Genomic DNA, 26,440 nt, shown 5'->3' with positions numbered 1-26,440 from the left:
CTTCTTATCGACGCCAGCGATTGTGCAAAGCACATGAAATTACACGAAGAGTGGCTGCCCGTAAAGGCCAAAGGGGGTAAAACCGGCAAGAACACTGCAGATTTTGCATCATTTTCTTGTGAAAATAATTCACAAGCCGAAATGATACTGTCCCCATTTTTTGCCGAAAACTGGGAGATTAACCGCGCAGATCGGGCCGCGCGAGCCACTCCACGCGCCACCGCGGGGCATGTGGCGCATCGTTGGGCCAGCGACGATGCATGCCCAAACCAGCCGCCAGGACCAGCACATCGGCACTCCATAGCAGCGGCAGATGCGCTCGCCGCCATGCGGGAATATCCGCCTCCTGATAGGCCTGTTTCAGCGCTCGCGCCGGGCCACCCGGACGCAGGACGATGCGCTCGCCCCCTGCCCTGCCAGCCAGCCTCAACGGCACGCGCAGCACAGACTCCGGCACACCAAAGGTGTCATCACGCTCGAAGTGCAGTTCGCCACGCCATGCCGGCACGACGATGCGCGATTCGCCGCGCCACTCGAACGCAAACGGCGCCGGCATTCCAGCGGGCACGGCTGGGCAGGCCAGCAGCCGGTCACGGAAACGTCGTAGCACCAGGCCATCGTGTGCGATGGCCGGCTCGCCACCTTGATGCTGGATGAGTTGGGCCCGCATCGCGGCCAGGCGCGCCGTCGACGGCGGCTGGGTGCCGAGATCGCGCAGCCAGTGGCGAAGCACGGCATCCGCGTGCTCGGATGGCAAGGCGCGCAGGCCCGCGAGATCAAGTTCTGAAATGGTGTCGGCATCGCGCCCGGCGCAGACCAGCGAAGCCAGCGATTGCGCGGCCAGCGCATCGAGCATGCCGGCGGCCTGTACGAAATGCGTGGCGGCCTGGGCCACGCTCTCATAGAGGGCCGGAAACGCCTGTAATAGTGAGGGCAATTGCGCGCGCAGCGCATTGCGCGCGAAACGCGTGTCCGCGTTCGAAGGATCGTCGATCCAGCGCAACCCCTGCCGCGCGCAGTAATCATCGATCTCGGCGCGTGTCACACCGAGCCATGGGCGCACCAGTTGAATGTCGCCCCGTTCATCGAGCGGGCGTCGCGTGGGCATTCCAGCCATGCCGGCCACACCCGTTCCACGGAACAGCCGCAGCAGCACGGTTTCCACCTGATCGTCACGATGATGCGCGAACAGCAGCAGCCGCGCGCCCTGCTCGCGACACATGCGACCCAGCGCCTCATGGCGAGCGCGCCGCGCCGCAGCCTCTATGCCCTCGCCCGTCGCCGCCTGCACCGTCACGCGCGCGCTGGCCAAGGGCACTTGCAGATCGCTGCACAGCGCGGCGCAGAATCGGTCCCAGTCATCGGCCTGCGCCTGCAGGCCATGGTGCACGTGCAGCGCCACCAGACGCGCAAGCGGCCACGTGGCTGCCAGGGCTTCCCGCGTGGCATGGAGCAGCGCCACGGAGTCGCGGCCACCTGACAGCGCCACCGCGACGGTCACGGGCTGCCTGTCGGCGGCCAGTTGGCCACCAGTCTCCAACCGCCTCTCGCCAGAAACAACAAAGGCCGCACTGGCCTGTAGAGCCTGTGCGACCTTGTCGGTCAGACGCGCGATCAGTTGCGTCGAATTCCCTGCGCTCACATCACTCCTGGGCGCCGGTTTCCTTGAACTTGCCATAGGCCATCAGTCGCTCGTGACGACGCGCCTGCAGTTCCTTGACGCTCATGCCCTGGAACTGGCGCAGCGATTCGGCCAGTGAGCGCTTGAGCATCGTCGCCATGCCCTTCGCATCGCGATGCGCGCCACCCAGCGGCTCGCTCACGATCTTGTCGATCAGGCCCAGCGCCTTCAGTCGGTGAGCAGTCAGACCCAGTGCCTCGGCAGCTTCAGGCGCCTTCTCGGCAGTCTTCCAGAGAATCGACGCGCAGCCTTCCGGCGAAATCACTGCGTAGGTTGCGAACTGGAGCATCTGCACCACGTCGCCGACGGCGATCGCCAGTGCGCCACCCGAACCGCCTTCGCCGATGATCGTCGCAATCAGGGGCACCTTCAGGCCAGCCATGACATAAAGGTTGTGGCCGATGGCCTCGGACTGGCCGCGCTCTTCGGCGTCGATGCCCGGGAATGCGCCCGGCGTGTCGACGAACGTGAAGATCGGCAGGCCGAACTTGTCGGCCAGTTCCATCAGGCGCTTGGCCTTGCGGTAACCCTCGGGCTTGGACATGCCGAAGTTGCGCAGCGCGCGTTCCTTCGTGTCACGGCCCTTCTGATGACCGATCACCATACAAGCCTGGCCGTTGAAGCGCGCCAGACCGCCCACGATCGACAGATCGTCGGCAAACGCACGGTCGCCGTGCAGTTCATGGAAGTCGGTGAAGATCTCGCGCACATAGTCCAGCGTGTACGGACGCTGCGGATGGCGCGCGATCTGTGCCACCTGCCACGGGGTCAGGTTGGCGTAGATGTCCTTGGTCAGCTGCTGGCTCTTGCCGGCCAGCCGGGAAATCTCTTCGGAAATATCGACAGCCGAGTCGTCCTGCACAAAACGCAGTTCTTCGATCTTTGCCTCGAGCTCGGCAATCGGCTGCTCGAAATCCAGGAAGGTGGTTTTCATAAAAACGCGGACCTGTCTGTGAAGGGGCGCATTCTACCGGAAAAAATACCGTTTCCGACCGCCCAGGAAGTTGATTTCTACGCACAAAACGCAGAAATTAACGCCGTTTTTGCTCCAAATTTACCCTACCGCACTCCTGCCGTATTCCTAATACGTCACTGGCAGGGGGTCCAGACTGCGCCACATGTACCACGTCGCCACCGTTCGCCACGGCTCCCAGTTGGCGGCCACCTCGCGTGCCTCACTACGTGTCACCGGTTCGCCGCTGAAGTAGTTGGTGGAGATCGCGTTGATCAGCCCGACATCGTCGAGCGGCAGCACGTTGGGTCGCATCAGATTGAACATCAGGAACATCTCCGCCGTCCAGCGTCCGATGCCGCGGATCTGGGTCAACTCGGCGATCACCGCCTCGTCGTCCATCGCCACCCATTCCTTGACGTGCACGCGCCCCGCCTTGAAGTGGTCGGCCAGATCAATGATGTACTCCGCCTTGCGCTTCGACAACCCGCAGCCAGCCAACTCCTCGGGCCCGGATTTCAGGAACTGCGCCGGTGTCAGACGCGGGCACATGGCGGCGAGCCGCTCCCAGACCGATTGCGCGGCCTTCACCGATATCTGCTGGCCGACGATCGAGCGCGCCAGCGTGACGAACGGATCGCCACGCGACACCAGATGTGCCGGACCATAGGTAGGAATCATCTTGCGCAGGATGCGGTCGCGCTTCATCAGGTCGGCACACGCCTCATCCCAATAAGCGGGCCGCACGGCGTCGACGACGGTTTCGACCGGCAGCGGTACCGCATCCACCTCGGGCAGGTCCGATTTGCGGGGCTTGCCGCCGGCTTTTGGCGCGACCTTGGCGGCGGCCTTCCCCGCCACCGGCTTCGGCTGGGCAGGTGCAACCGCCTTCGGCTTGCGCGCGGCAGCGTTCAAGCACGCCTCCACTCGGTGGCACCACCTGGCTTGTCTTCCAGCACCACGCCGGCTTCGAGCAATTCGGCGCGAATGCGGTCGGCCTCGGCGAAATTGCGTGCGGCCTTGGCGGCACGGCGGGCCGCGATTTGCGCTTCGATCTGCTCGCCGCTCAGGCTGCCGGCGACATGACCACCTTGCAGGAACGTGTGCGGATCGCGCTCAAGCAGACCCAGCGTGCCGCCGAGCGCCTTGAGTTGATGCGCCGCGGCCACGGAACCGGTGCGATTGACCTCGCTGGCCAGGTCGAACAGCACCGACATGGCGATTGGCGTGTTGAAGTCATCGTTCATCGCTTCGGCAAAGCGCTTCGCGTGAGACTCTTCCCAATCCACCGCGCAACCGCCGGGCTGCGTTTCCTTGAGCGCCGTATACAGGCGCGTCAGTGCGTGGCGTGCGTCATCAAGGTGGGCATCGCTATAGTTCAGCGGGCTCCGATAGTGCGCACGCAGGATGAAGAAACGCACCACTTCGGCGTCGTACTCCTTGAGCACGTCACGGATCGTGAAGAAGTTGCCGAGCGATTTCGACATCTTTTCGTCATTCACACGTACGAAACCGTTGTGCATCCACATATTGACGAACGGCCTGCCGGAAGCTCCTTCCGATTGCGCGATCTCGTTCTCGTGGTGCGGGAACTGCAGGTCGGCGCCGCCGCCGTGAATATCGAAATGCTCGCCGAGCAGCGTGCAGCTCATGGCCGAGCATTCGATATGCCAGCCCGGACGGCCGCTGCCCCACTTCGAGTCCCACTTGCTTTCGGGCGGCTCGGTTGCCTTGGCCGACTTCCACAGTACGAAGTCGAGCGGATCCTGCTTGGCATCGTTGGCATTGACACGCTCGCCGGCGCGCAGGTCTTCCAGCGACTTGCCCGACAGCTTGCCGTAGCCCGGGAACTTGCGCACCGAGTAGTTCACGTCGCCGTCCGTCGCCTGGTAGGCCAGGCCTTTGGCTTCGAGTTTCTCGATGATATTGAGCATCTGCGGCACGTATTCGGTCGCGCGCGGCTCATAGTCGGGACGGATCACGCCCAGCGCCGTGGCATCCTCGTGCATGTACTGGATGAAACGCGTGGTGAGCTGACCGATCGTCTCGCCGTTCTCCGCGGCGCGACGAATGATCTTGTCATCGATATCCGTGATGTTCTGGACGTACGTCACGTCGTACCCGGCGGCGCGCAGCCAGCGGTGCACCATATCGAACACCACCATCACCCGCGCATGGCCAACGTGACAGTAGTCGTACACGGTCATGCCGCACACATACATGCGGACCTTGCCGGGTTCGATGGGCACGAAAGGCTGCTTTTCACGCGCGAGCGTGTTGTAGATGTTCAATTGCTGCATGAAGCGGATGTGAGTGGATACGGCGTCGATGACATCGAGCGAGGCTGTCGCGCGCTGACAAGCATGTCGATGGCGCGCGAGCCCCATATCTTACCGGAAGCCATCAACGGCGGCCGGACGCGCTGCCGACAATGTCACGCGAACTTGCGGCCTGTGCTCCACGCCCCGCCGCTTTGTTAGAATGCCGCGGAGTATAACGGACCGCCCTTACATGAGCCTGCCTCTGCCCATCCAGACCATTGCTTCGCCCCGCCGTGGCGGACCCCTTTCCGCGCTGGCAAGCGCGCTGGCGATGGCCGCCGCGCTGAGCGCCGCGCCAGCGTTCGCGCAGAACGGGCCGCTTTCGCTGACGCCGCCACCGGCCGCGCCGACCGGGCCCCAATCGGCGGACCCCGGCATGAAGCCCGCGCAGAAGGCGGCCAATGAGAAGCGCTATGACGACGCCATCGCCGGGTTCGACCGCGTGCTGGCCGACAACCCGCGCAATGCGCAGGCTCGATTCCAGCGTGCATGGGCAATGGCCAAGGCCGGCCGCGAGGACGATGCGATCAAGGCCTTTGCCGAAATGGCGCAGGATTTCCCCGAACTGCCGGAGCCGCACAATAACCTGGCGCTGCTGTACGCGAAACGCGGCGACCTGAAGCGTGCGGAGGCCGAACTGCTGCTGGCCATCGAGGCCCGGCCCGACTACGCGCTCTCCTATAGCAACCTGGGCGATGTCTATCGGGCCCTGGCCGTCCAGGCCTATGGCGACGCAACGCGCCGCAACCCCGGCGACAAGCGCGCGGCCGCGAGCCTGCGCGAACTGCAGCCGGCCGCCGCATCCGCGCCATCCGCCATGCCCGCCCCGGCATCGGGCGCCTCGGCGATCAAGGGCATGGGCAAGGCAAAGCCACCCGTGTCGCCGGTTACCCCGCCCGCCAGCGCGCCCGACGCACGCTGAACTCGCACAGTATTCAACGCCTCATCCGGCGGCGTCCAAGTGACGTTGCCGACTGCCAGACCTGCAACCCGGAGTCCAGACATGACCCTTTCCCGCCGCATCGTCCTGACCGGCCTGATGGCCGCCGCCACTGCCCTGTCTCCGCTGGCCGCAATGGCCCAGGGCGCCAGCCCCGCCACCGCCGCGCCGAAGACCGAGCGCGTGCAGTTCGTGACGAGCGCCGGCAAGTTCACTATCGAGTTGTACCCCGATGCCGCCCCGAAGACCGTGGCCAATTTCATGGGCTACGTAAAAAGCGGCTTTTATGCCGGCACGATCTTCCATCGCGTGATCAACGGTTTCATGGTCCAGGGCGGCGGCTTCGACCGGGACATGAAGGAAAAACCAACGCTGGCGCCGATCCCGCTGGAATCGCAGAACGGCCTGAAGAACAAGGCCGGGACCGTCGCCATGGCTCGCACGTCGAACCCGAACTCGGCAGCCGCCCAGTTCTTCGTCAATGTGGTGGATAATCCGAACCTCGACTACCCGCAGCCGGACGGCAATGGATACGCCGTCTTTGGCAAGGTGGTAGAGGGCATGGACACGATCGACAAGATCAAGACCACACCGACCACCGCGTATGGCGCCATGCGCAACGTGCCTGCCGCGCCGATCGTGATCGAGTCGGCCACCGTGGTCACCAAGTGACCCCAGGCAACCCCGAATACAATCGTCATCGCATCATCGAACAGAGGTAACCCCATGAGCAAGGTACAACTCCAAACCACGCAAGGCGCCATCGTCATCGAACTGGACGCCGAGAAGGCCCCGAAGACGGTCGAGAACTTCCTGTCGTACGTGCGCAAGGGCCACTATGACAACACGGTCTTCCACCGCGTCATCAAGAACTTCATGATCCAGGGCGGCGGTTTCGAGCCGGGCATGAAGCAAAAGGATACCGATGCGCCGATCGAGAACGAAGCCGGCAACGGCCTGAAGAACGACCGCTACACGGTTGCCATGGCCCGCACCAACGCGCCGCACTCGGCCACGGCCCAGTTCTTCATCAACGTGGTGGACAACGACTTCCTGAACTTCAGCTCGCCCACGCCGCAAGGCTTCGGCTATGCCGTGTTCGGCAAGGTCGTGGAAGGCACCGACGTGATCGACGCCATCAAGGGCGTGCGCACCGGCAGCTCGGGCTTCCATCAGGACGTGCCGCTCGAGGACGTCGTGATCGAGAAGGCCACGATTGTCGAGTAATCGCGTTTAACGTCGATTCGAACGACAGGCGGCATGCCGCTCGTGGTGAATACAGACATCCGGACCGCATGACCGCTCCCACCCGCACGCCGGTGGCCGCCCCGATCGAGGTGCAGGCGCCGGCGTGGTTCATTTCCGATCTCCACCTGACGGCGGACATGCCGCGCACGCTGGCGGCCTTCCACCGCGTGCTCGCTCGTGCGGCGCAGGATGCGCGCGCGCTGTTCATCCTGGGGGACTTTTTCGAGTTCTGGGTAGGGGACGAGGAAACCGACTCGCCGTTCGCGGCCGAGGTTGCCGCCGCGCTGCGCCGGCTTGCCGATGCCGGCGTGCCGGTCTATCTGATGCACGGCAATCGTGATTTCCTGCTTGGCCGTCGATTCGCGGCCAGGGCGGGCGCGACGCTGCTGCCGGACCCATCGGTGATCGCCTGTGCTGGCCATCGCGTGGCGCTCAGCCACGGTGACATGCTGTGCACGGACGACGAGCGCTACATGCGCTTTCGCCACTGGACACGCAAGGGCTGGGTACAGCGGCTGTTCCTGCTGCTGCCGCTCGGCACGCGGCTGTCGATCGCCCGACGCCTTCGTTCGGACAGCGAGGCCGGGCGCACGCGCCAGGACATCGACGCGGTGCCGGTCACCTATGGCGATGCAGCACCGGACGCCGTCAACGCACTGCTCGCCTCGAGCGGGGCCGGCACGCTGGTGCACGGCCACACGCACCGTCCCGCACGCCACACACACGAAGCCGGCGAGCGCTGGGTGCTGACGGATTGGGACCTCGACGGCCGCCATCCACGGGCCGCCGTGCTCCAGCTCGACGACACCGGCTTCCGCGTGCTGCCGCAGGTCGACTGACGATGCCGGGCTCGCGCCGACCGCCACGCCGACCGGCGTGTGCCTCCACTACTTCATCAGCTTGCGCAGCTCGCTCGCGTCGAAGCGGCCGTTTGGCGTGTTCTCGAGATGCTCGCCGAGCCGGTCGAGCGCGGCCAGCACGGCCTCGATGCGGTCATGTTGCCTGGCCGCGTTGTCGATCAGGCTCTTGAGCGCCAGCGACACGGGATCGTCCGCGTTCGGCGTGATGCCGTAGGCCGAGAACTCCTGCTTCGCGCCCTGCTGCGTGGAAGGCGCATCGGGCATGATGATGCGAGCCGGAATCCCCACCGCCGTCGCACCAGGCGGCACAGGCTTCAGCACCACGGCATTCGACCCAACGCGCGCGCCCGCGCCCACCTCGAAGCCGCCGAGCACCTTGGCGCCTGCGCTCACCACCACGCCGACGCCCAGCGTCGGATGGCGTTTCTGGCCCTTGTACAGCGACGTGCCGCCCAACGTCACACCCTGGTAAATCGTGCAATCGTCGCCAATTTCGGCGGTTTCGCCGATCACCACGCCCATGCCATGATCGATGAACACGCGACGGCCCAGCTTGACCGCCGGGTGGATCTCGATCCCAGTCAGGAAGCGAGACCAGTGCGAGATCCAGCGCCCCAGCCAGTGAAATCCACCCCGCCAGCACGCATTGGCCACGCGGTGAAACATCACGGCGTGCAGCCCGGGATAGCAGGTCAGGACTTCCAGACGGCTGCGCGCGGCGGGGTCGCGCAGCATGATTGTGTCGATATCTTCCTTCAGGCGAGTGAACATCTTCTTCGTGTCGTGTTGCCGCAGCGTGCGCCGTTCATGGAACTGGTCGCCGCCGAGGTCATTGGCCGGTACTGAGCAGTCGGTGTGGGGGGGACGGCTCTGGCGCGAGACAGCGAGTGTAAGAGATTTGCGCGCCTGCCGCCCCGCCCTGACGACGTCAGGGCTTCTTGGAAAGCCGCCTCAGAACGAGTCTGAAACGACGTCCCGGGTCAGCACCAGGCTCAACATCGTTCCGGCAAATGCGCGCACGCACGCCCCACCACCGGGCGACCAGACGCCGCGCCACGGATGAGGCCTTGCATAATGTACGCCGGGAAAATCGCCACGGAACTAGTCTTCCTTGTTGTCGTCGTGCTTTGCATCGCCCGTCAGCAGCATGCGCTTGGCGATGCCACGCAGGATGTTCACTTCCTCGCGCTCCAGGCCGGTCCGCGCGAACAACCGGCGCAGGCGCGGCATCAGCTTGCGCGGATTCGCCGGGTCCAGAAAGCCGATCGCCGCCAGCCCGGCCTGAAGGTGGCCAAACATCGCCTCGATCTGCTCGGTGTTGGCGGGGTCACCAGCATAGCCGATATCGCCAGCGACGTCCGGGAGCCCGCCGGCCGTTTCCTGCGCCTCTAGCAAGGCCAGCCGCATCTCATAGGCGATGAGCTGCACGGCCTGGGCCAGGTTGAGAGAGGCGTAAGCCGGATTGGCAGGGATATGCGTCACGGCCGAACAGCGCAATACCGCGTCGTTCGGCAAGCCGAAGCGCTCATTACCGAATACGAAGGCGACCGTGGTAGCGGGGTCCGCCTCCAGCACCGACCGCGCCTTGGCCACGGCGGCGCGCGGTAACAGCCTCGGCGGCCCGAATTCGCGCTGCCGGGCGGTCATGGCGACGGTAAAGGCCGTACCAGCCAGCGCGGCCTCGATGCTGTCGACGATCGTGGCGCTGGCCAGCACATCATCGGCACCACTGGCCATCGCGACGGCATCGGGATGCGACACGACTCCCTGCTCGCGCGGCGAGACCAGCACCAGGCTCCCCGGCACGTGCCCGAAGCCCATCGTCTTGATCGCCCGCGCGACCGAGCCCACGTTGCCGGGGTGACTGGTTTCCACCAGCACCACACGCACATGCGCGAAAATGTCTGAAAGATCACTTGCGGCCGCGCCGTTCGGGATCGGATCCATCTGAGAGTTCAACACTTCGGTCATCCGGCGCGTCCCGCCCGTCTCGATCGAGGTTGTCGACTCGTGCGAGAGGCCAGGTTCCTATACAATGCTGCCTTCCAATTGCGGTGCGGCGCCTCACATGGCGACGCACCCCGTTCTTCTACAATTCGTTGTGTTGTCTGGCGGCCCCGGCAGCCCGCGCGATTCGCCCTTGTTTCTGTGGCGTCCCATGTCGCGTCGTGGCGCGGTTGCCCCGCCTGGAGAAATTCATGCATCCGATGCTCAATATCGCCGTCAAGGCGGCCCGCAAGGCGGGGTCCATCATCAACCGCGCGTCGATCGACGTCGACCTGGTACGCGTTTCGCGCAAACAACACAACGATTTCGTCACTGAAGTCGATCGCGCGGCCGAAGCGGCCATCATCGAGATCATCCGCACCGCCTACCCCGAGCACGCCATTCTAGCGGAAGAGTCCGGTCAGTCCTGGGCCGACGGCGAAGAACAGAGCGAATTCACCTGGGTCATCGACCCGCTGGACGGCACCACGAACTTCATCCACGGCTTTCCGCAATACGCGGTCTCGATCGGCCTGCTGCACAAGGGCGTGCCGTCGCAAGCCGTGGTCTATGACCCGACCCGCGACGAACTGTTCACCGCAAGCAAGGGCGCGGGCGCATTCCTGAACAACCGCCGCATCCGCGTCACGCGCCGCGACAAGCTGGCCGATTGCCTGATCGGCACCGGCTTCCCGTTCCGCGATCTGGAAGGCATGGACGAATACCTGGAAATGTTCGCGCTGATGACGCGTAGCTGCGCCGGTCTGCGCCGTCCGGGTGCCGCCGCCCTGGACCTGGCCTACGTCGCCTGCGGCCGTCTGGATGGTTTCTTCGAGCGCGGCCTCAAGCCGTGGGACATGGCTGCCGGCATGCTGCTGATTACTGAGGCTGGCGGTCTGGTCGGCAACTACGCCGGAGAATCGCGCCAGATGGAACAGGGTGAAGTGCTGGCCGGCAACCCGAAGGCCTTCGCGCAGATGGTTCGCCTGCTGGCCCCCTTCTCGCTCGACAACGCGAAGCCCACCGCAGTCTGATCCTTAGCTAGCCCCCAGGCTGCCTCCAAACAGGCGCCATCGGAGAGATCCGATGGCGCCTGTTTCGTTTTGCGCACTTTCTTTCAGAATCTCGCCCGGGATTTTCCGATTCACCCGCCATAAAGTTACTCGCGACACACAAGTTTACTTGCGCCCCCAACACCGTGTGTAGACTTACACACGGATCACCCAGGGCTCGAAATTGCACTCGTCCACGTTGATCCGATTGCTCGAACAGAAGGGGTGGAAGCTGGTGCGCACGCATGGCAGTCATTTCACCTTCAAACATCCGCAGCACATGCTGATTGGGACCGTGCCCCATCCAAAGAAGGATCTGCCGACAGGCACGGTCCGAAACATTCTGAGGACGGCCGGACTATAAGCGGCGCGCCGTGTACAAAGAGGAACGACATGGACTTTCCCATTGCCATTCACAAGGATGCGAATTCGGTCTACGGCGTGACGGTGCCCGATGTGGCGGGCTGTTACTCCGCCGGCGAATCCATCGAGGAAGCGGTCCGCAATGCACGCGAGGCCATCACGACTCACGTGGTGGCACTGCTCTCCCTTGGCGAGGAGGTTGTTCTGAAAGCGACGCCGATCGGCACGCTGATGGCCCAACCGGAGTACGCAGGCGCGATCTGGGCACTGGCCGACATCGACATGAGCAAGCTCGACGCGCGCCCTGAGCGAATCAATATCAGCCTGCCTCGCTTCGTATTGCACAAGATCGACATGTTCGTGGAACGTCGCCACGAAACCCGGAGCGGGTTCCTCGCGCGCGTCGCGCTGGACGCCATCGCGGGCAGCGTCTGAGTCCAGAACGGAAAATCCCAGCAAAAATGAGAATCCGGCACGAAGCCGAGGTGTGGGGTCGCAGTAAAATGCACCTTTGCGCCGTGCACGGGGTGGGCCTGTAATCCAGACGCCACCAGACCGCCGGCAACCGATACACCGGCGGCCCGGCACCTGCGCCGCTTGCCGCCCGAGAGGAATGCATGTCAGAAGCCCTATCCGTACCTGCCGCTGAAGGCGAGAACACCGTGACCGCGAGTGAATCGCCCGACCTTGCCGCGACTTCCGCCAGGGCCGAGAAAGTCGGCAAACAGGAAAAGCCCGAGAAAGCCGAAAAGCAGTCGCCCATGATGCAGCAGTACCACCGCATCAAGGCCGACCACCCGGACACGCTCCTTTTCTACCGGATGGGTGACTTCTATGAGCTATTCCATGACGATGCCGAGAAGGCCGCGCGATTGCTCGACATCACGCTGACCGCGCGCGGCCAGTCTGGCGGTGTGCCAATCCGCATGGCCGGGATCCCATTCCATTCGGCAGACCAGTATCTGGCGCGCCTGGTAAAGCTTGGCGAATCCGTGGCTATCTGCGAACAGATTGGTGACCCAGCGACCAGCAAGGGCCCGGTCGAGCGCAAAGTGGTGCGCATCGTTACGCCCGGCACGCTGACCGATGCCGCCCTGCTGCCGGACAAGTCCGACACGTTCCTGCTGGCCGTGCACCAGCAGACCACACGCCGCGGCGTCGGCAAGACGGGCCTGGCATGGCTGAACCTGGCCAGTGGCGAACTGCGACTCATGGAGTGCGACGCCGCGCAGTTGTCCCGCGAACTCGAGCGTATCCGCCCCGCGGAGGTGCTGTACACCGACGGCATGGACCTGCCGGCGCTGACATGCGCGCGCACCCGGTTGCCGGAATGGCACTTTGACCAGGAAGCCGGTACTCGCCGCCTGCGCGAACAGATCGGCGTGGCCAGTCTGGAGCCGTTCGGCTGCTCGGGCCTGGGAGCCGCCCTCGGCGCTGCCGGCGCGCTGCTCAACTATGCGGCCACTACGCAAGGCCAGTCTCTGCGGCACGTGCAGGGCGTCACCGTCGAGCGGGAATCCGAATTTGTCGGCCTCGATTCGGCTACACGCCGCAACCTCGAACTGACCGAGACGCTGCGCGGCACCGAATCGCCAACGCTCTTCTCGCTGCTCGACACATGCGCGACGACGATGGGCAGCCGCGCGCTGCGCCACTGGCTGCATCATCCGTTGCGCGACCCGGCCCTGCCGCGAGCGCGTCAGCAGGCCATTGGGGCACTGATCACACAAGGGCCGGACGGCTTGCGTACCGTGCTGCGCAAGCTTGCCGACGTCGAGCGGATCACCGCACGACTCGCGTTGCTGTCGGCACGTCCGCGCGATCTGTCCTCGCTGCGCGACACCCTGCGTGCCCTGCCCGATGTGCAGGCCGCCACGGTCAGTTCAGAGGATGCGCCGCTGCTGGCGCAGACCCTTGAGGAAATCGACATTCCGCAGGACTGCCTGGAACTGCTGATCCGCGCCGTGGCGGATGAACCCTCGACGGTGATTCGCGACGGCGGCGTCATCGCGCGCGGCTACGACGGTGAGCTCGACGAACTGCGCGATATCTCGGAAAACTGCGGTCAATTCCTGATCGACCTGGAAACCCGTGAGCGCGAGCGCACAGGCATCACGAACCTGCGTGTCGAATACAACCGTGTTCATGGCTTCTATATCGAAGTCACCAACGGGCAGGCCGACAAGGTGCCCGACGACTATCGACGCCGGCAGACCCTCAAGAACGCCGAACGCTACATCACACCCGAACTGAAAGCGTTCGAGGACAAGGCGCTCTCGGCGCAGGATCGCGCGCTGGCTCGCGAGAAGCAGCTCTACGACGGTCTGCTGCAGGCCCTGCTGCCGCATATCGGCAGTCTGCGCCGCGTAGCCGGCGCGCTCGCCCGCCTCGACGTGCTTGCCACACTGGCCGAACGGGCGAAAACACTCGACTGGGTCCAGCCGGAGCGCGTCCACGAGAACGTCATCGACATCTCGCAGGGCCGCCATCCCGTCGTGGAAGGTCAACTGGCCGCGGAATCGATCGCGTTCATCGCAAACGACTGTCAGTTGAACGAGGCCCGCAAGCTGCTGCTGATCACCGGCCCGAACATGGGCGGTAAATCGACGTTCATGCGCCAGACCGCATTGATCGTTCTGCTGGCCTGCGTCGGCGCCTGGGTGCCGGCACGCCGTGCCGTGATCGGCCCGGTGGACCGCATCTTCACGCGTATTGGAGCCGCCGACGACCTGGCGGGCGGACGTTCGACCTTCATGGTCGAAATGACCGAGGCCGCAGCCATCCTGCACAACGCCACGCCATCCAGCCTTGTGCTGATGGATGAGATCGGCCGCGGTACTTCGACCTTCGACGGCCTCGCCCTCGCGTGGGCCATCGCGCGTCATCTGCTGTCCCACAACCGCAGCCACACACTGTTTGCCACCCATTATTTCGAGCTGACGCAACTGCCGGTCGAGTTCCCGCAGGCCGCCAACGTGCACCTGTCAGCCGTGGAGCATGGCGATGGCATCGTATTCCTGCACGCGGTGCAGGACGGTCCGGCCAGCCAGAGCTACGGGCTGCAGGTGGCCCAATTGGCGGGTGTTCCGCAACCGGTCATTCGCGCAGCACGCAAGCATCTCGCGTGGCTGGAAGAACAATCGGCGGACGCCACGCCCACGCCGCAGATGGATCTGTTCTCGGCGCAGTCTTCACCGTCCGCGGACGATGAAGATGAAGATCACAAATCGACGAGCCAATCCGCCGTGCCGCCCGCGCAGGCTGCCACGCTGGAAGCGCTGGCCGATCTCGACCCGGACAGCCTCTCGCCGCGAGAAGCGCTCGAGGCGCTGTACCGACTCAAGTCCATCTCGGAGACCGCGCGAACGGTATGACGGCACGCTTCCGGGGTCGAAGCTCGGCGGCCACTTGCCTGGCGGCCATTGCCTGCGCGTTGCTCGCGGTGCCGGCGCTCGCGCACGCGGCGCGGGCGGGCAACGTTGCGCCGCCGCCAATGCCCACCGTGCAGATGACCCGGATTGCCCTGATTGCCGACACCCCGCAATGGCCAGCCGCGGAAGCGGACACCACTGCGCTGTTCGACATGATGAACGCGCAGCAGGTAGCGATGATCGTCCATGCTGGCGGCATCAAGGGTGATACCGAATCCTGTGGTGACACCGTTCTCAACGCGCGGCTGCAGGTGCTCGACGATTCGCCCACACCGCTGCTCTACGTACCGGGCGAGACCGACTGGGCTGAGTGCCAGAAGCCCTCAAACGGGAAGTTCGATGCCGTCGAGCGGCTCAATCGATTGCGGGAGCTGTTTTTCCCGCTCGACACCACGCTTGGGCGACGCACGTTGCCAGTGGTGCGTCAGTCGGATCAGGCGCTGTTCCGCAGCTATCGGGAGAACGTGCGGCTCGTCACCGGTGGCGTGATGCTGGTGGGCCTGAATCTGCCGGGCGATAACAACCACTATCGCATCGAGGGCGGGCGCAATGGCGAATTCGAGGATCGGCGCGAAGCCAACCGGCAATGGCTGGCCAGGGCATTCTCGGTTGCCGAGCAGCGCGATCTGCCCGGCATCGTGGTCATCGCGCACGCCGATCCGTTATTCGGGAACGGCTGGGAAAAACGGGGCAAGCCAAGCCTGCTGGACGCGTTCGTGCGCCACGGGGCACGCGACGGCTATCTTGAGTTCAAGCGTCAGCTTCGCGACCTGTCCTCGAAGTTCTCTGGCCAGGTGCTGCTGGTCCATGCAAGCGATAACGGCTTCAGCGTCGACAAGCCTTTACGCGACACGTCAGGGAAGATCGTTGCCAACTTCACGCGAGTCGCACTGCCCATTGGCGCTCCTTCGCGATGGACGGAGCTGACGATCACGCCGGGCACACGATCGGTATTCCAGGTTCAGCTACAAGATGGGCCCAAGGGCAATTGATGTTCATCAACAAGAGGACAAAATGAAAAAGCCGGCAAATGCCGGCTTTTTCATTTTCGCGATGACCTATCGCGGATCGCTCGTGTTGTGAGACTCAGTGCAGCGTGCGAGGTGCCTCGCCTTCGCCGTCCTCGTCTTCGTCCACCACTTCAATGCCCGAAGCGCCGTGCGCGTGACCGTGCTCGACTTCCTCGCTCGTCGCCTCGCGGACTTCCGATACCTTCAGCCAGAAGCGCAGCGCCATGCCGGCCAGCGGGTGATTACCGTCGAGCACGACCTTGTCCTCGGCGACATCGGTCACCGTGTAGATGATCGAATCTTCGTCGTCACCGTCCTCGGGCACGCCCTCGAACTGCATGCCCACTTCGAGCGGCTCCGGGAAACGATCACGCGGCTCCACCTTCACGAGTTCGGCGTCGTAGTCGCCAAACGCCTCGTCCGGTTCCAACTGCAGCTCGGTCTCGAAGCCGGCGTCGTGGCCGTCCAGCGCTTCCTCGATCTTGGGGAACGTGCCATCATACCCGCCGTGCAAATAGACCATGGGCTCATCCGACTCTTCGATCAGATTGCCCTGCGCGTCCGACAGCTTATACACCACGGACACCACCGTATTCTTAGCGATTTTCAATTCTTGACTCCATGAGCGATTCCGCATTATACGCGCACGCCTTGCCTCCGGAACCTGTCGATCCCGACGCGCCGCTCACCCTGCTCGGCGGCATGACGCCCACAGCCTTCATGCGTGATATCTGGCACCGCAAGCCGCTGCTGATTCGACAGGCCGTGCCGGAAATCGTGCCCCCAGTGTCGCGCGAGGCGCTTTTCGAGCTTGCCGATCGCGACGACGTGGAATCACGTCTGGTGTCGTTCTTTCGCAACCGCTGGAAGCTCGAACACGGACCGTTCTCCGAGGACAACCTGCCCTCGCGCAAGACCGGCAAGTGGTCGTTGCTGGTCCAGGGCGTCAACCTGCACGATCGTGCGGCAGCCGAGCTCATGAGCCAGTTCCGCTTCGTTCCCGATGCCCGGCTCGACGACGTGATGATCAGCTATGCCACCGATGGCGGCGGCGTGGGACCTCACTTCGACTCCTACGATGTGTTCCTGCTGCAAGTATCGGGCCGGCGCCGCTGGCGCATTTCGTCACAGACGAAGCTCGACCTGATCCCCGACCTGCCCCTCAAGATCCTTTCGGATTTCAGCGCCGAGCAGGAATGGGTACTCGAGCCCGGCGACATGCTCTACCTGCCACCTCAGTACGCGCACGATGGCGTGGCCGAAGGCGAATGCATGACGGCCTCGATTGGTTTCCGCGCCCCCGCCTATCGTGAGCTCGCAGGTCATTTCCTGGCCTGGCTTTCGGAGACCGTTGCCGACAACGAAGGCCTCGACGGACGTTACGCCGATGCAGGCGAATCGGCGACCTCGACGCCCGCGCAACTGCCGGCAAACCTGGCACGGGCGGTGGCGGAACGCCTTCAGGCGCTCAAATGGAATGCGGGCATGGTGTCGGAATTCCTTGGTACGCATCTGTCCGAGCCGAAGCCGTCCGTGCAATTCGACGAAATCGAGGAAATTCCGCTGCGTCAATTCACGAAGCTGGCGCGCGCGCATGGTGTTGTTTTGGCGCCCGCTTCCGTTGCGCTCTATGACCGCACGCACTTCTTCCTGAACGGCGAAGCCTACGAGCCGCCAGCATCGCTGACCAAGTGGCTGCGACGTCTGGCTGACCGTCGTCAGCTCACCGCGAGCGAGGTCGAGGCATGTGTTGCGCTGCCCGACTTGATGGATACCTTCCACGACTGGGCAATGGAAGGATGGCTCCAGATTGCACCGAAACGCGTGTAATAATGCGTAACAAATCAAACCTGCAAATCTTGACTGTACACAAGCAGGGGAAACGCGGATATAATCGCCCGCTGGCTAGTACTGTGGACCACTGCACTGTCGGCACCCGGGAGAGCCACAAATTCGCAGTTCAAGAGCGATAATTACCGGTAATTATTCATCGCCTGTTTTCGTTATTAAAAGTTAAAGGACGAACAATGAAGAAGTCTCTCCTGATCGCATCCCTGCTGGCTGCTGTTGCTCTGGCCGCTTGCGGTAAGAAAGAAGAAGCTGCTGCTCCCGCCGCTGACACGGCTGCTCCGGCTGCTGCTGCTCCGGCTGAAGCTTCGGCTCCGGCTGCTGACGCTTCGGCTCCGGCCGCTGCTCCGGCTGCTGACGCTTCGGCTCCGGCTGCTGACGCTTCGGCTCCGGCTGCCAAGCAATAATCGGATTCGTCCGATAAAAAAGCCGACCTTCGGGTCGGCTTTTTTTATTTCTCGGATTTTTCTCACCCCTCATTCGCGGGGAAGATGAATGCCGAGATTATGGGCGCACCGTCTGCCAGCCCAATCCCTCTTCCTGATCCGCGATCAGGATATCCCCCGGCGATGTGCCAAGCACCGAGGCCAGCGCACCTGCCGCCAGTTCGCACGTATTGTTCTGCTTGCTCAGATGCGCGGCAACCACGCGCGACATCTGCCCATGCATGACCTGAGACAGAATACTCGCGGCAATGTCATTCGCCAGATGCCCAAAATCGCCACCAATGCGCTGCTTGAGCGAATACGGATAGACCGACTTACGCAACATCTCCCGGTCGTGATTGCATTCGAGCACCAGTGAATGCACGCCCGCCAGCCGAGCGGTCACATACGGCGTCTCCATCCCTGCATCGGTCAGCACACCGAGCCGCGCATCGCCATCAGTCAGCACGAACTGCAATGGCTCACGTGCATCATGCGGCACCGTATAGGGATGGATCTGCAAGCCACCGACCGAGAATGAATGATCGGCACAGCACACGCGCACATCCGCCACATCCGCGCCTCGCATATGTGACGTCGCCAGCCACGTGCCGTGGCTCGTGTGGACCGGTAGCTTGTGGCGCGCCGCGAACGCATAGGCCGAGCCGACATGGTCGCCATGCTCGTGTGTGACCAGCACCGCGTCGAGCTGCTCCGGCACGACGCCGAGCCGCTCCAGCCGGCGAGCGGTCTCCTTGATGCCGAAACCGCAATCCAGCAGGACGCGCGTCACGCTCGTACCATCACCCGCCTCGATCAGCAGCGAATTGCCCTCGCTGCCGCTGCCCAAAAAAGCAAAGCGCATCATGGATGCGCTCGCTCGGGTTGGCACTCGACGACTCGCGCCGTCGGTGCCACTTGACTGCCTGGGACGATCATCAGTGAAGCTGTTCGTCGAGCAGGGTCAGGATTTTCTTGCCGATCTCGGAGTTCTCGGGCTGGCCAGCATCGTTCAGGACGGTCACGGTGGTGCCGGTACCGTTGCCCTTCAGCGCCACGCGATACTTCTTCGCGGTCTTGCCATCATTGGGCTTGGTGAAGAGCTTGCCAAAGAAGCCACGATCATCGACCGTGGTCTTCGGATCGACGTAGCGCACGTAGTACAGGCCCTGAGCGCGATCACGATCTTCCACCGTGAAGTTCACGCGATCCAGCGACAGACCGACCGAGCGCCAGGCGCGATCGAACGGCTCCGGCAACTGCAGCGCTGGCGAGCCATTCACCTGCGCCAGGAACGACTTGTTGCTGGATGCCGCAGCTGCCGTGGCCGCGCCGGTAGCGGCGGCGGCACCAACGCCCGCAGCAGCAGCCGACGGCTGGGCCGTACCGATACCGGCCGGCGTCGGGTTCTTGGCCATCTTGTCGGCCTGCTCCTTCTGCACGCCCAGGCGTTGCGCCAGACGCGAGAGGAATTCGGCTTCCAGCTCCGGATCAGCCGGACGCGGCGTCCAGACCGTCTGCGACTTGTCCACGCCGGTCAGTTGTTCCTGCGCGCCACGGTGGCTGATGAACACCTCGAGCTGGCCGTTCTGCGAACGCTCGACGCGCGTGCGGAACTTGTCGCGCTCCGACGTCGAATACAGGCCATCGAACACCTTGCCGATCGTGTTGCGGATGATGTCCTGCGGGATCTTGGCGCGGTTCTCGGCCCAGTCCGTTTCCATGATGCCGGTCTCAGGAGAGTCCTGCGTCAGCAGGAAGCCGTTCTCCTGCCAGAAGCCACGCAGCGACTCCCAGAGCTTGTCAGGGGGCATGCCGTTGTTGATCACGAGCCAACGCTGGTTGCCATCGCGCTCCATGCGGATGCCGTCCGTGCTCGGCAGCACGTTGTCGGTCGGCGAGGCTTCGCGGGTCTTGTTGGCCTGGCTGTAGTTCGACAGCGTCGACGTACCGGCTGCATCAGGCACCGTATAGCGGCGATCGCCCTCGAGCTTGGTCAGGTCCGGCGGGATATCCAGCGATGCGGTCTTCTTGCCCTGGGACTTATAGTCGATCTTGTCGGGCTGCATGGCCTCGTTGATGCTGCTGCAGCCTGCAATCAGCGACAGCGCCAGCACCGGCGCAACCACAGCGACACGGCGGACTTGCGTCGCGCCGCGACGGTTAAGCTTCTGTTTCATTGACACGTAATCCTGGTTTCAAGAGTCGGCACATCGCCGCATGTGGGCCGGTAAGTCTTAGCCAAGCAGGCCGGCGGCGGCGAGCGCGCGGCGCACGGTTTCATGCTGACCTTCGGCCAGCGGGGTCAGCGGCAGGCGGATACCACCTTCCATCTTGCCCATTTGCTGGAGCGCCCATTTCACGGGGATCGGATTGGCCTCCACGAACATTGCGCGATTGAGGTCAATCAGCTCCATATGCAGACGACGTGCCGTCACCACATCGCCCTTGAGCGCGGCAACACACATCTCATGCATCTTGCGCGGCGCCACGTTCGCGGTCACCGAGATATTTCCATGGCCGCCCAGCAGGATCAGCGCCACGGCCGTGGGATCGTCGCCACTGTAGATGGCGAAGCCTTCCGGCGCGCCATTGATCAGTTGCGCGGCACGGTCGATATTACCAGTCGCTTCCTTTACGCCGACGATACCGGGTACCTGCGCCAGGCGCAGGATCGTATCGTTGTTCATGTCCGCCACGGTACGGCCGGGTACGTTGTAGAGCACCACCGGCAGATCCACCGCTTCCGCGATCGTGCGGAAATGGCGGTACATGCCTTCTTGCGTCGGCTTGTTGTAGTAGGGCACGACCTGCAGCGATGCGTTGGCACCCACCTTCTTGGCGAAGGCGGTCAGCTCGATCGCCTCGCTGGTGGAGTTGCCGCCCGTGCCCGCGATGATCGGTACACGGCCCGCGGATTGCTCGACGGCCACGCGAATCAGTTCGCAGTGCTCGTCGACGTTGACGGTCGGCGATTCGCCCGTGGTACCCACGATCACGATGCCATCGGTACCTTCTGCCGCGTGCCAGTCAATGAGGGCGCGCAGCGCGGGAAAGTCCAGGCTGCCATCCTCGTGCATCGGGGTGACGATGGCCACGATGCTGCCGGTAATCTGTGTCATAGCTCAGGAATTCGGAAATTCGAACATCCGCGATTGTACCGGAACCGTCAGGCCCTCCGGACACCTACGGAATGAGGGAAAACGTTAGCGGGCGTAACGTGTGAAGGCGCCGCCGCGCTGACACCTGCGCCCACGTTTCAGGTGGGCAATCGGTAACGCGGCGGCGCAGTGCCATCCACGCCACCCGGCGCTTCGCGCACCGCACATATGCGCTGCACGAACGCCGTACGGGGCACTTCAAGCGTGCCATCTTCGTAACCGACCACGCGCAGCGCGTCATGCGCCACTTCAAGCAATTCGCCCGGACGCAGCAAAAAATCTGGGCGGGAAGGCTTGCCCACGGTCTCGTTACCGGCCGCGAACGTCTCATAGATCAGCACGCCACGGGGCGCCAGCACTTCAATCAGGTGCGGCCACAGCGGGCGGTGCAGGTAGTTCGTGACCACCACGGCGTCGAACCGGCCGGCATCGGCCAGCGGCCAGGCGCCCTGCTCCAGGTCCACCGTGCGGCGCTCGATGCCCGACGGCAGCGCCGCGATGGCCTCGGCATCGCGATCCACCGCCAACACGGCAAATCCCTGCGCCGCCAGCCATGCCGAATGGCGTCCGCTGCCGCAGGCAAGGTCGAGCACGCGGCCGCCAGGTCGAATCAGATGCGCCCATCGGGTCAGCCAGGGCGATGGCGCCGCGATCGGCGGGTGTGTCAGGGTCATGCGCGGGACAGGCAAGGATTGGGAAAGACGGAGACTGGCGTCACTGGAGCAGCCACATGACCGGACGCAGCATCAACTCGACGATCGACAGCAGTCCGTTCATGACCGGACGCATCCAGATCTTGGTGATCACACCCGCCGCCACCAGCGCGAGAACGACAAAAATGCCATAGGGCTCGATGCGCGCCATGACGCCGGCAAGCCGCTGCGGCAGCAGCGCCGTCAGTACCCGGCCGCCATCGAGCGGTGGAATCGGGAACAGGTTGAACGCCGCCACCACCGTGTTGACCAGTACGCCAGCCCGGGCCATTTCGCTCCAGAACGGCTCCTGGATATGTGCCAGCGCCAGACCAATGGCCACCAGCGCCCACGCGAACGCCTGGACGATATTGCTGGCCGGGCCGGCCAGCGCCACCCACATGCCATGCCAGCGCGGATTGCGCAGGCGATCGAACGCCACCGGCACAGGCTTGGCGAAGCCGAAGACGAACTGGCCGGCAGTCAGGAAGTACAGGAGCAGGGGTACCGCCACCGTGCCGATCGGATCAATGTGCCGTACCGGGTTCAGGCTTACCCGGCCAAGCAGGTAGGCGGTGTTATCGCCGAAATGCTTGGCCACATAGCCATGCGCGGCCTCGTGCAGCGTGATGGCGAACAGAACAGGCAGGGCGTAGACCGCGAAGGTCTGAATCAGGGAGGAATCCATGCGGACTATTCTATCGGGCAACCTGCCCACGGAGGCATCGAATGTGTGTCAGGTCGTGGCGAAGTCCGACGCATTCAGGCCGAAGCGCTCCACGTCGCCCCTGCCCGCCCGCACCAGTACCGGCTCGCCGCTGGTCAGATCAATGACCGTGGTCGGCTGAGCCGGCGCCGGACCACCGTCGATCACCAGGTCGAGGCGCTTTTCCAGGCGCGCGCGGATCTCTGCCGGGTCGTTCATCGGCGCATCGTCGCCCGGCAACTGCAGCGTGGCGGAAATCAGCGGCTGACCCAATTCGGCCACCAGCGCCAATGGAATCGGATGCTCGGGCACGCGCACGCCGATGGTCTTGCGCGCCGGGTGCGACAGCCTGCGCGGCACTTCCTTCGTCGCCTCCAGGATGAACACATACGGTCCGGGCGTCGCGCCCTTGATCCAGCGGTACTGGCGGTTGTCCACCCGGGCGAAATTGCCAAGTTCGGACAAATCGCTGCACATCAGCGTCAGGTGATGCTTCTCGTCGATCTCGCGCAGACGGCGCAACTGCTCCACGGCGGCCTTATCGTCGATCTGGCAAGCCAGCGCGTAACTCGAGTCAGTCGGGAGCGCGATCAGGCCGCCCTGGCGCACGATCTGCGCGGCCTGCTTGACCAGTCGCGCCTGCGGATTGTCGGGATGAATCTCGAAGTATTGGGACATGTAGGCTGGCTATGAGGGCACTTACCAGTCGTACCAGACCGGCGTGACATCGGCCGGCAGCGGGGGCAACGCGCCGAGTTCCACACGGCCCTCGCCGGGCCCGTGGAAATCCGAACCGCGCGACGCCAGCAAGCCATAGTGGCGTGCCACGTTGGCATAGCGGCGGAACTGATCGGGCGTGTGGCTGCCAGTCACCACCTCGACGGCTCGGCCGCCAAGCTGCGTGAACTCGTCGAACAGCGCATCGTGCTGCATATCGGTGTAGTTGTAGCGACCCGGATGCGCCATCACTGGAATACCACCAGCGGTCCGAATCCAGCCTACGGCCTCGGCCAGCGTGGCCCAGCGATGCGGCACGAAACCGGGACGCCCTTCGGAGAGAAACTCGGCGAAGACATCGCCAATCGTCGCGCAACGTCCTTCGTCGACCAGCCAGCGCGCGAAGTGCGTACGGGAAATCAGGTCGGGATTGCCGACGTAGCGCAGCGCGCCATCATAGGCGCCGGAAATGCCGACTTTCGCCAGCGCTTCACCAATATCCTGCGCCCGGCGCGCGCGGCCATCGCGCGTTTTCGCCAGACCATCGATCAGTTCGGGATGAAAGGGGTCGATCTGCAGGCCGACGATGTGGACGGTCTGCCCGGCCCACGTCACCGATATCTCCACACCCGGCACATATTGCATGCCAAGCGCTTCGGCGGCGCGGCGCGCCTCGATCTGTCCGCCTACCTCGTCATGATCCGTCAGCGACCAGAACGCGACGCCACCGGCGTGCGCCCGGGCCGCCACGTCGGACGGCGACAACAGCCCGTCGGACACGGTGGAATGACAATGCAGATCGGCGTTGATGGCGTGAGCATTTTGCATGGCAACCATTCTACTCCCGGCAGGGTTTTTTAGCCCTGCCGGCAAAGGTGGCGTGCCCGGATTGCCGACGACCGCAAGGTATGATGGAACCGTTACGAAACCGATACCTTCCTCGTCCGCCATGTCCACGACACCCACCTCCGCGCCAGAAACCACCCAGACCGATGTGCTGATCGTCGGCGCAGGCCCGGTGGGGCTGTTCGCGGCGTTTCAGGCCGGCGTGCTAGGGCTGAAATGCGAGATCGTGGATGTGCTCGACCGCGCCGGCGGCCAGTGCACGGAGCTGTACCCCGAAAAGCCAATCTACGACATTCCGGCCGTCCCGGGCTGCCTTGCCCAGGACTTGGTCGACCGCCTGCTGGAGCAATGCGCGCCTTTTGCGTTTCCGATGCACTTCAGCCAGCGCGCCGAATCGGTCAGCGACACCACTTGCACAAACGGCCATCCGCGCCTGCTGGTGACCACCGACGCAGGCAAGCGCTTCGACGTGGCTGCGGTGCTGATCTGCGCCGGTGCCGGCGCCTTCGCGCCGCAACGTGTGTCGCTGCCAGAGGCGGCAGCGCTGGAAGACCGTCACGTCCACTACGCCGTGCGCGATCTATCGCGCTTCGCCGGCAAGCGTGTGATCGTGGCCGGCGGCGGCGATTCGGCTCTGGATTGGGCGATGGCGTTGCGCAAGACCGCGGCGCGCGTGACGCTACTGCATCGGCGCGAAGGATTCCGCGCGGCCGACCACACGGTCAATGCGATGCGTGACGCGGTAGCCGCTGGCGAGATGGATTTCGTGGTCGGCATGCTTGGCGGGCTCCAGACCAATGCGGATGGCGCGCTGACCGGCGCGGTGGTCAAGTCGCGCGACGGCGAGCAGGCGATCCCCGCCGACGACCTTGTCGCGTTGTATGGTCTGGTGTCCGAGCCGGGCCCGATCGCGCAATGGGACATGGATATGCGCGCGGGCCGTATCGCGGTCGATACCACGACGTATGAAAGCTCCCGCCGGGGCATCTTCGCGGCCGGCGACATCGCGTTCTATCCGAACAAGCAGAAACTGATCCTGTCGGGCTTCCACGAGGCCGCGCTGGCGCTGCGCAAGGCCTACCACTACGCATTCCCCGAGAAGTCGCTGGTGCACGTGCATACGAGCAACAACGCAGCGCTCAAGGAAAGGCTCACGCACGGGTGATGTCGCTGCCCCCTTCCACTCGTGGAAGAGGGAGACAGCCGGCCTCAGCTCAGAAAATCCTCGATCAGTTTGGCCACCACCGCCGGCTGGTCGTGATGCAGCATGTGCCCCGCATCGTCGACGGTGGCTTCGCGGAAGTCGGAGAACGCCCGGAAGCGTTCCCTGAACTCCTCGACGGTCTGCTTGTGCGCGATGTGCTTGAGCGTGGCGGAATCGCGTGCCTCCACGTGCAGCACCGGCGCCGTGACCTTGGCCCAGATCGCCATGATTTCGTCGATGCGATACAGCATCGGGTTGGTCATCTTGTGGGCGGCATCGCCAAGAATTTCCCACCTGCCATCGGCATTGCGACGCGACCAGTGCGCGGCGAGGAAGGCGGCCCGGTCATCGGGCAAGCGCGGATTGGTCTTCTGCAGACGCGCCGCGACCGCTGCCTCGCTCTCGTAGGTCTTCAACTCGGGCGGGTCGCGTAGCTCGTCGAGCCAACGCGCCATGCGGCCCGGTGCCTGCTCGGGGCGCGTGCGCGTCATCCCGAACCCCTCCAGGTCCACGACGCGCCGCACACGTTCCGGACGCACGCCGGCGTAGATGCACACCACATTGGCACCCATGCTGTGCCCCACCAGATCCACCTGCCCGTCGGGCTGGTAGTGGTCGATCAGTCCCTCGAGATCGGCAACATAATCAGGAAACCAGTACGACGCGGTACCCGGATAGCGCGTCGGATGATCGGTCTCGCCGAAGCCGCGCCAGTCCATGGCGATCACGTGCCAGTCGCGCTGGAACGCATCGACCAGGAACTGGAAGGAAGCGGCCACGTCCATCCAGCCATGCAGCATGAACAGCTTGGGCGCGCCGGGATCTCCCCATTGGCGCACGTGCGTGCGGAGCCCCCGCAGCGTGATAAATTCGGAACGCGAGGTTTCCGTGATGGTCATTGTTTCTGTCTCCGTGTCCGGGTCTTCTGGCACGCGCGGCTCAAACCCACGCGGCGGCCCGAATAAAAATAGAACGATCGTTCGCTTGCCGGATTATA

Annotated in this window: 27 protein-coding genes; 12 read left to right on the top strand and 15 right to left on the bottom strand. The window is 64.1% G+C overall.

The annotated features are described in order from the left end of the window. Nucleotides 1-178: 178 nt before the first annotated feature. The 4 genes from tilS to cysS all read right to left on the bottom strand — a co-directional run bounded on the left by tilS (nt 179) and on the right by cysS (nt 4,933). Complete coding sequence (gene tilS, locus B2246_RS05530; protein WP_411860061.1) at nt 179-1,678, bottom strand: tRNA lysidine(34) synthetase TilS; 1,500 nt, start codon at nt 1,676-1,678, stop codon at nt 179-181. Then, nucleotides 1,644-2,615: an acetyl-CoA carboxylase carboxyltransferase subunit alpha gene (locus tag B2246_RS05525; protein ID WP_008644552.1), complete on the bottom strand. Its 972-nt coding sequence runs from the start codon at nt 2,613-2,615 to the stop codon at nt 1,644-1,646. The genes tilS and B2246_RS05525 overlap by 35 nt, the downstream gene beginning before the upstream one ends. A 147-nt stretch (nt 2,616-2,762) precedes the next feature. Then, complete coding sequence (locus tag B2246_RS05520; RefSeq protein WP_008644551.1) at nt 2,763-3,548, bottom strand: DNA-3-methyladenine glycosylase family protein; 786 nt, start codon at nt 3,546-3,548, stop codon at nt 2,763-2,765. Further along, nucleotides 3,545-4,933, bottom strand: coding sequence for a cysteine--tRNA ligase (gene cysS, locus B2246_RS05515; RefSeq protein ID WP_024569174.1), 1,389 nt, complete (start codon nt 4,931-4,933; stop codon nt 3,545-3,547). Before cysS ends, B2246_RS05520 begins: the two co-directional genes overlap by 4 nt. A gap of 211 nt (nt 4,934-5,144) precedes the next feature. Here cysS and B2246_RS05510 point away from each other — a divergent pair, with 211 nt between their 5' ends. The 4 genes from B2246_RS05510 to B2246_RS05495 all read left to right on the top strand — a co-directional run bounded on the left by B2246_RS05510 (nt 5,145) and on the right by B2246_RS05495 (nt 7,981). Then, complete coding sequence (locus B2246_RS05510) at nt 5,145-5,876, top strand: tetratricopeptide repeat protein (protein ID WP_286880218.1); 732 nt, start codon at nt 5,145-5,147, stop codon at nt 5,874-5,876. Nucleotides 5,877-5,957: 81 nt separating this feature from the next. Then, nucleotides 5,958-6,566: a peptidylprolyl isomerase gene (locus tag B2246_RS05505; RefSeq protein ID WP_186425259.1), complete on the top strand. Its 609-nt coding sequence runs from the start codon at nt 5,958-5,960 to the stop codon at nt 6,564-6,566. Nucleotides 6,567-6,620: 54 nt separating this feature from the next. Then, the gene (locus B2246_RS05500; protein ID WP_008647781.1) at nt 6,621-7,121 is read left to right on the top strand and encodes a peptidylprolyl isomerase; all 501 of its coding nucleotides are present in this window, start codon (nt 6,621-6,623) and stop codon (nt 7,119-7,121) included. A gap of 68 nt (nt 7,122-7,189) precedes the next feature. Then, nucleotides 7,190-7,981, top strand: a complete 792-nt coding sequence (locus B2246_RS05495) for a UDP-2,3-diacylglucosamine diphosphatase (protein ID WP_035881806.1) — start codon at nt 7,190-7,192, stop codon at nt 7,979-7,981. Between the two features lie 48 nt (nt 7,982-8,029). Here the strand turns inward: B2246_RS05495 and cysE are convergent, their stop codons facing one another. After that, a complete protein-coding gene (cysE, locus tag B2246_RS05490) occupies nt 8,030-8,773 on the bottom strand; it encodes a serine O-acetyltransferase (protein WP_008647777.1) in 744 nt (247 codons plus the stop codon). 330 nt (nt 8,774-9,103) lie between these two features. Beyond that, a complete protein-coding gene (locus B2246_RS05485) occupies nt 9,104-9,949 on the bottom strand; it encodes an RNA methyltransferase (protein ID WP_234706953.1) in 846 nt (281 codons plus the stop codon). Nucleotides 9,950-10,200: 251 nt separating this feature from the next. On the opposite strand from B2246_RS05485, the gene B2246_RS05480 reads away from it, so the two are divergent. The 5 genes from B2246_RS05480 to B2246_RS05460 all read left to right on the top strand — a co-directional run bounded on the left by B2246_RS05480 (nt 10,201) and on the right by B2246_RS05460 (nt 15,826). Then, entirely contained in the window at nt 10,201-11,022 is an 822-nt protein-coding gene (locus tag B2246_RS05480; protein WP_008647768.1) for an inositol monophosphatase family protein, read from the top strand. Between the two features lie 202 nt (nt 11,023-11,224). Next, the gene (locus B2246_RS05475) at nt 11,225-11,404 is read left to right on the top strand and encodes a type II toxin-antitoxin system HicA family toxin (RefSeq protein ID WP_008647766.1); all 180 of its coding nucleotides are present in this window, start codon (nt 11,225-11,227) and stop codon (nt 11,402-11,404) included. Between the two features lie 29 nt (nt 11,405-11,433). After that, nucleotides 11,434-11,838 (top strand): type II toxin-antitoxin system HicB family antitoxin, encoded by a 405-nt coding sequence (locus tag B2246_RS05470; protein WP_008647764.1) that lies wholly within the window; start codon nt 11,434-11,436, stop codon nt 11,836-11,838. A gap of 326 nt (nt 11,839-12,164) precedes the next feature. Next, nucleotides 12,165-14,777, top strand: coding sequence for a DNA mismatch repair protein MutS (mutS, locus tag B2246_RS05465; RefSeq protein WP_035881901.1), 2,613 nt, complete (start codon nt 12,165-12,167; stop codon nt 14,775-14,777). Next, nucleotides 14,774-15,826, top strand: coding sequence for a hypothetical protein (locus tag B2246_RS05460; RefSeq protein ID WP_286880217.1), 1,053 nt, complete (start codon nt 14,774-14,776; stop codon nt 15,824-15,826). Before mutS ends, B2246_RS05460 begins: the two co-directional genes overlap by 4 nt. A gap of 94 nt (nt 15,827-15,920) precedes the next feature. On the opposite strand, the gene B2246_RS05455 is transcribed toward B2246_RS05460, so the two are convergent. After that, nucleotides 15,921-16,454: an FKBP-type peptidyl-prolyl cis-trans isomerase gene (locus B2246_RS05455; RefSeq protein ID WP_008650061.1), complete on the bottom strand. Its 534-nt coding sequence runs from the start codon at nt 16,452-16,454 to the stop codon at nt 15,921-15,923. 11 nt (nt 16,455-16,465) lie between these two features. Here B2246_RS05455 and B2246_RS05450 point away from each other — a divergent pair, with 11 nt between their 5' ends. Next, nucleotides 16,466-17,674 carry a cupin domain-containing protein gene (locus B2246_RS05450; protein WP_008650066.1) on the top strand — a complete coding sequence of 403 codons (1,209 nt, stop codon included), beginning with the start codon at nt 16,466-16,468 and terminating at the stop codon, nt 17,672-17,674. Between the two features lie 197 nt (nt 17,675-17,871). Then, nucleotides 17,872-18,099, top strand: coding sequence for a hypothetical protein (locus B2246_RS05445; protein WP_286880216.1), 228 nt, complete (start codon nt 17,872-17,874; stop codon nt 18,097-18,099). Between the two features lie 97 nt (nt 18,100-18,196). Here the strand turns inward: B2246_RS05445 and B2246_RS05440 are convergent, their stop codons facing one another. The 7 genes from B2246_RS05440 to B2246_RS05410 all read right to left on the bottom strand — a co-directional run bounded on the left by B2246_RS05440 (nt 18,197) and on the right by B2246_RS05410 (nt 24,230). Continuing rightward, nucleotides 18,197-18,985, bottom strand: coding sequence for an MBL fold metallo-hydrolase (locus B2246_RS05440; RefSeq protein ID WP_286880215.1), 789 nt, complete (start codon nt 18,983-18,985; stop codon nt 18,197-18,199). Nucleotides 18,986-19,055: 70 nt separating this feature from the next. Further along, nucleotides 19,056-20,297, bottom strand: coding sequence for an outer membrane protein assembly factor BamC (gene bamC, locus B2246_RS05435; RefSeq protein ID WP_008650072.1), 1,242 nt, complete (start codon nt 20,295-20,297; stop codon nt 19,056-19,058). A gap of 57 nt (nt 20,298-20,354) precedes the next feature. Continuing rightward, nucleotides 20,355-21,239, bottom strand: a complete 885-nt coding sequence (dapA, locus tag B2246_RS05430; protein WP_008650073.1) for a 4-hydroxy-tetrahydrodipicolinate synthase — start codon at nt 21,237-21,239, stop codon at nt 20,355-20,357. Nucleotides 21,240-21,376: 137 nt separating this feature from the next. Continuing rightward, complete coding sequence (locus tag B2246_RS05425) at nt 21,377-21,952, bottom strand: class I SAM-dependent methyltransferase (protein WP_008650074.1); 576 nt, start codon at nt 21,950-21,952, stop codon at nt 21,377-21,379. Between the two features lie 40 nt (nt 21,953-21,992). After that, nucleotides 21,993-22,658, bottom strand: coding sequence for a site-2 protease family protein (locus B2246_RS05420; RefSeq protein ID WP_011515854.1), 666 nt, complete (start codon nt 22,656-22,658; stop codon nt 21,993-21,995). A gap of 48 nt (nt 22,659-22,706) precedes the next feature. Continuing rightward, nucleotides 22,707-23,354, bottom strand: coding sequence for an L-threonylcarbamoyladenylate synthase (locus B2246_RS05415; protein WP_011515853.1), 648 nt, complete (start codon nt 23,352-23,354; stop codon nt 22,707-22,709). Nucleotides 23,355-23,375: 21 nt separating this feature from the next. Beyond that, entirely contained in the window at nt 23,376-24,230 is an 855-nt protein-coding gene (locus B2246_RS05410) for a 3',5'-nucleoside bisphosphate phosphatase (protein ID WP_411860060.1), read from the bottom strand. A gap of 112 nt (nt 24,231-24,342) precedes the next feature. Between B2246_RS05410 and B2246_RS05405 the strand changes: the two genes are divergently transcribed. Further along, nucleotides 24,343-25,404, top strand: coding sequence for an NAD(P)/FAD-dependent oxidoreductase (locus tag B2246_RS05405; RefSeq protein ID WP_008650083.1), 1,062 nt, complete (start codon nt 24,343-24,345; stop codon nt 25,402-25,404). A gap of 44 nt (nt 25,405-25,448) precedes the next feature. On the opposite strand, the gene B2246_RS05400 is transcribed toward B2246_RS05405, so the two are convergent. Next, a complete protein-coding gene (locus B2246_RS05400) occupies nt 25,449-26,342 on the bottom strand; it encodes an alpha/beta fold hydrolase (protein WP_186425251.1) in 894 nt (297 codons plus the stop codon). Nucleotides 26,343-26,440: the final 98 nt, after the last annotated feature.

The organism is Cupriavidus sp. UBA2010, assembly GCF_002335265.1.
Taxonomy (GTDB): Bacteria; Pseudomonadota; Gammaproteobacteria; order Burkholderiales; family Burkholderiaceae; genus Cupriavidus; species Cupriavidus metallidurans.
The sequence above is the reverse complement of the archived record's forward strand: the minus strand, read 5'-3'. Positions and strand labels throughout refer to the sequence as shown.

Bases quoted from the DNA above. Each gene is read 5' to 3' on its own strand.
- B2246_RS05415 (WP_011515853.1), bottom strand. From the start codon at position 23,354: ATGTCCCAATACTTCGAGATTCATCCCGACAATCCGCAGGCGCGACTG.
- B2246_RS05470 (WP_008647764.1), top strand. From the start codon at position 11,434: ATGGACTTTCCCATTGCCATTCACAAGGATGCGAATTCGGTCTACGGC.
- cysS (WP_024569174.1), bottom strand. From the start codon at position 4,933: ATGCAGCAATTGAACATCTACAACACGCTCGCGCGTGAAAAGCAGCCT.
- B2246_RS05450 (WP_008650066.1), top strand. From the start codon at position 16,466: ATGAGCGATTCCGCATTATACGCGCACGCCTTGCCTCCGGAACCTGTC.
- B2246_RS05505 (WP_186425259.1), top strand. From the start codon at position 5,958: ATGACCCTTTCCCGCCGCATCGTCCTGACCGGCCTGATGGCCGCCGCC.
- B2246_RS05500 (WP_008647781.1), top strand. From the start codon at position 6,621: ATGAGCAAGGTACAACTCCAAACCACGCAAGGCGCCATCGTCATCGAA.
- B2246_RS05425 (WP_008650074.1), bottom strand. From the start codon at position 21,952: ATGACCCTGACACACCCGCCGATCGCGGCGCCATCGCCCTGGCTGACC.
- B2246_RS05460 (WP_286880217.1), top strand. From the start codon at position 14,774: ATGACGGCACGCTTCCGGGGTCGAAGCTCGGCGGCCACTTGCCTGGCG.
- B2246_RS05420 (WP_011515854.1), bottom strand. From the start codon at position 22,658: ATGGATTCCTCCCTGATTCAGACCTTCGCGGTCTACGCCCTGCCTGTT.
- B2246_RS05510 (WP_286880218.1), top strand. From the start codon at position 5,145: ATGAGCCTGCCTCTGCCCATCCAGACCATTGCTTCGCCCCGCCGTGGC.
- B2246_RS05440 (WP_286880215.1), bottom strand. From the start codon at position 18,985: ATGATGCGCTTTGCTTTTTTGGGCAGCGGCAGCGAGGGCAATTCGCTG.
- B2246_RS05400 (WP_186425251.1), bottom strand. From the start codon at position 26,342: ATGACCATCACGGAAACCTCGCGTTCCGAATTTATCACGCTGCGGGGG.
- dapA (WP_008650073.1), bottom strand. From the start codon at position 21,239: ATGACACAGATTACCGGCAGCATCGTGGCCATCGTCACCCCGATGCAC.
- B2246_RS05480 (WP_008647768.1), top strand. From the start codon at position 10,201: ATGCATCCGATGCTCAATATCGCCGTCAAGGCGGCCCGCAAGGCGGGG.
- B2246_RS05495 (WP_035881806.1), top strand. From the start codon at position 7,190: ATGACCGCTCCCACCCGCACGCCGGTGGCCGCCCCGATCGAGGTGCAG.
- B2246_RS05410 (WP_411860060.1), bottom strand. From the start codon at position 24,230: ATGGTTGCCATGCAAAATGCTCACGCCATCAACGCCGATCTGCATTGT.
- B2246_RS05405 (WP_008650083.1), top strand. From the start codon at position 24,343: ATGTCCACGACACCCACCTCCGCGCCAGAAACCACCCAGACCGATGTG.
- bamC (WP_008650072.1), bottom strand. From the start codon at position 20,297: ATGAAACAGAAGCTTAACCGTCGCGGCGCGACGCAAGTCCGCCGTGTC.
- B2246_RS05525 (WP_008644552.1), bottom strand. From the start codon at position 2,615: ATGAAAACCACCTTCCTGGATTTCGAGCAGCCGATTGCCGAGCTCGAG.
- mutS (WP_035881901.1), top strand. From the start codon at position 12,165: ATGATGCAGCAGTACCACCGCATCAAGGCCGACCACCCGGACACGCTC.
- B2246_RS05445 (WP_286880216.1), top strand. From the start codon at position 17,872: ATGAAGAAGTCTCTCCTGATCGCATCCCTGCTGGCTGCTGTTGCTCTG.
- cysE (WP_008647777.1), bottom strand. From the start codon at position 8,773: ATGTTCACTCGCCTGAAGGAAGATATCGACACAATCATGCTGCGCGAC.
- B2246_RS05485 (WP_234706953.1), bottom strand. From the start codon at position 9,949: ATGGATCCGATCCCGAACGGCGCGGCCGCAAGTGATCTTTCAGACATT.
- tilS (WP_411860061.1), bottom strand. From the start codon at position 1,678: ATGGCAAGTTCAAGGAAACCGGCGCCCAGGAGTGATGTGAGCGCAGGG.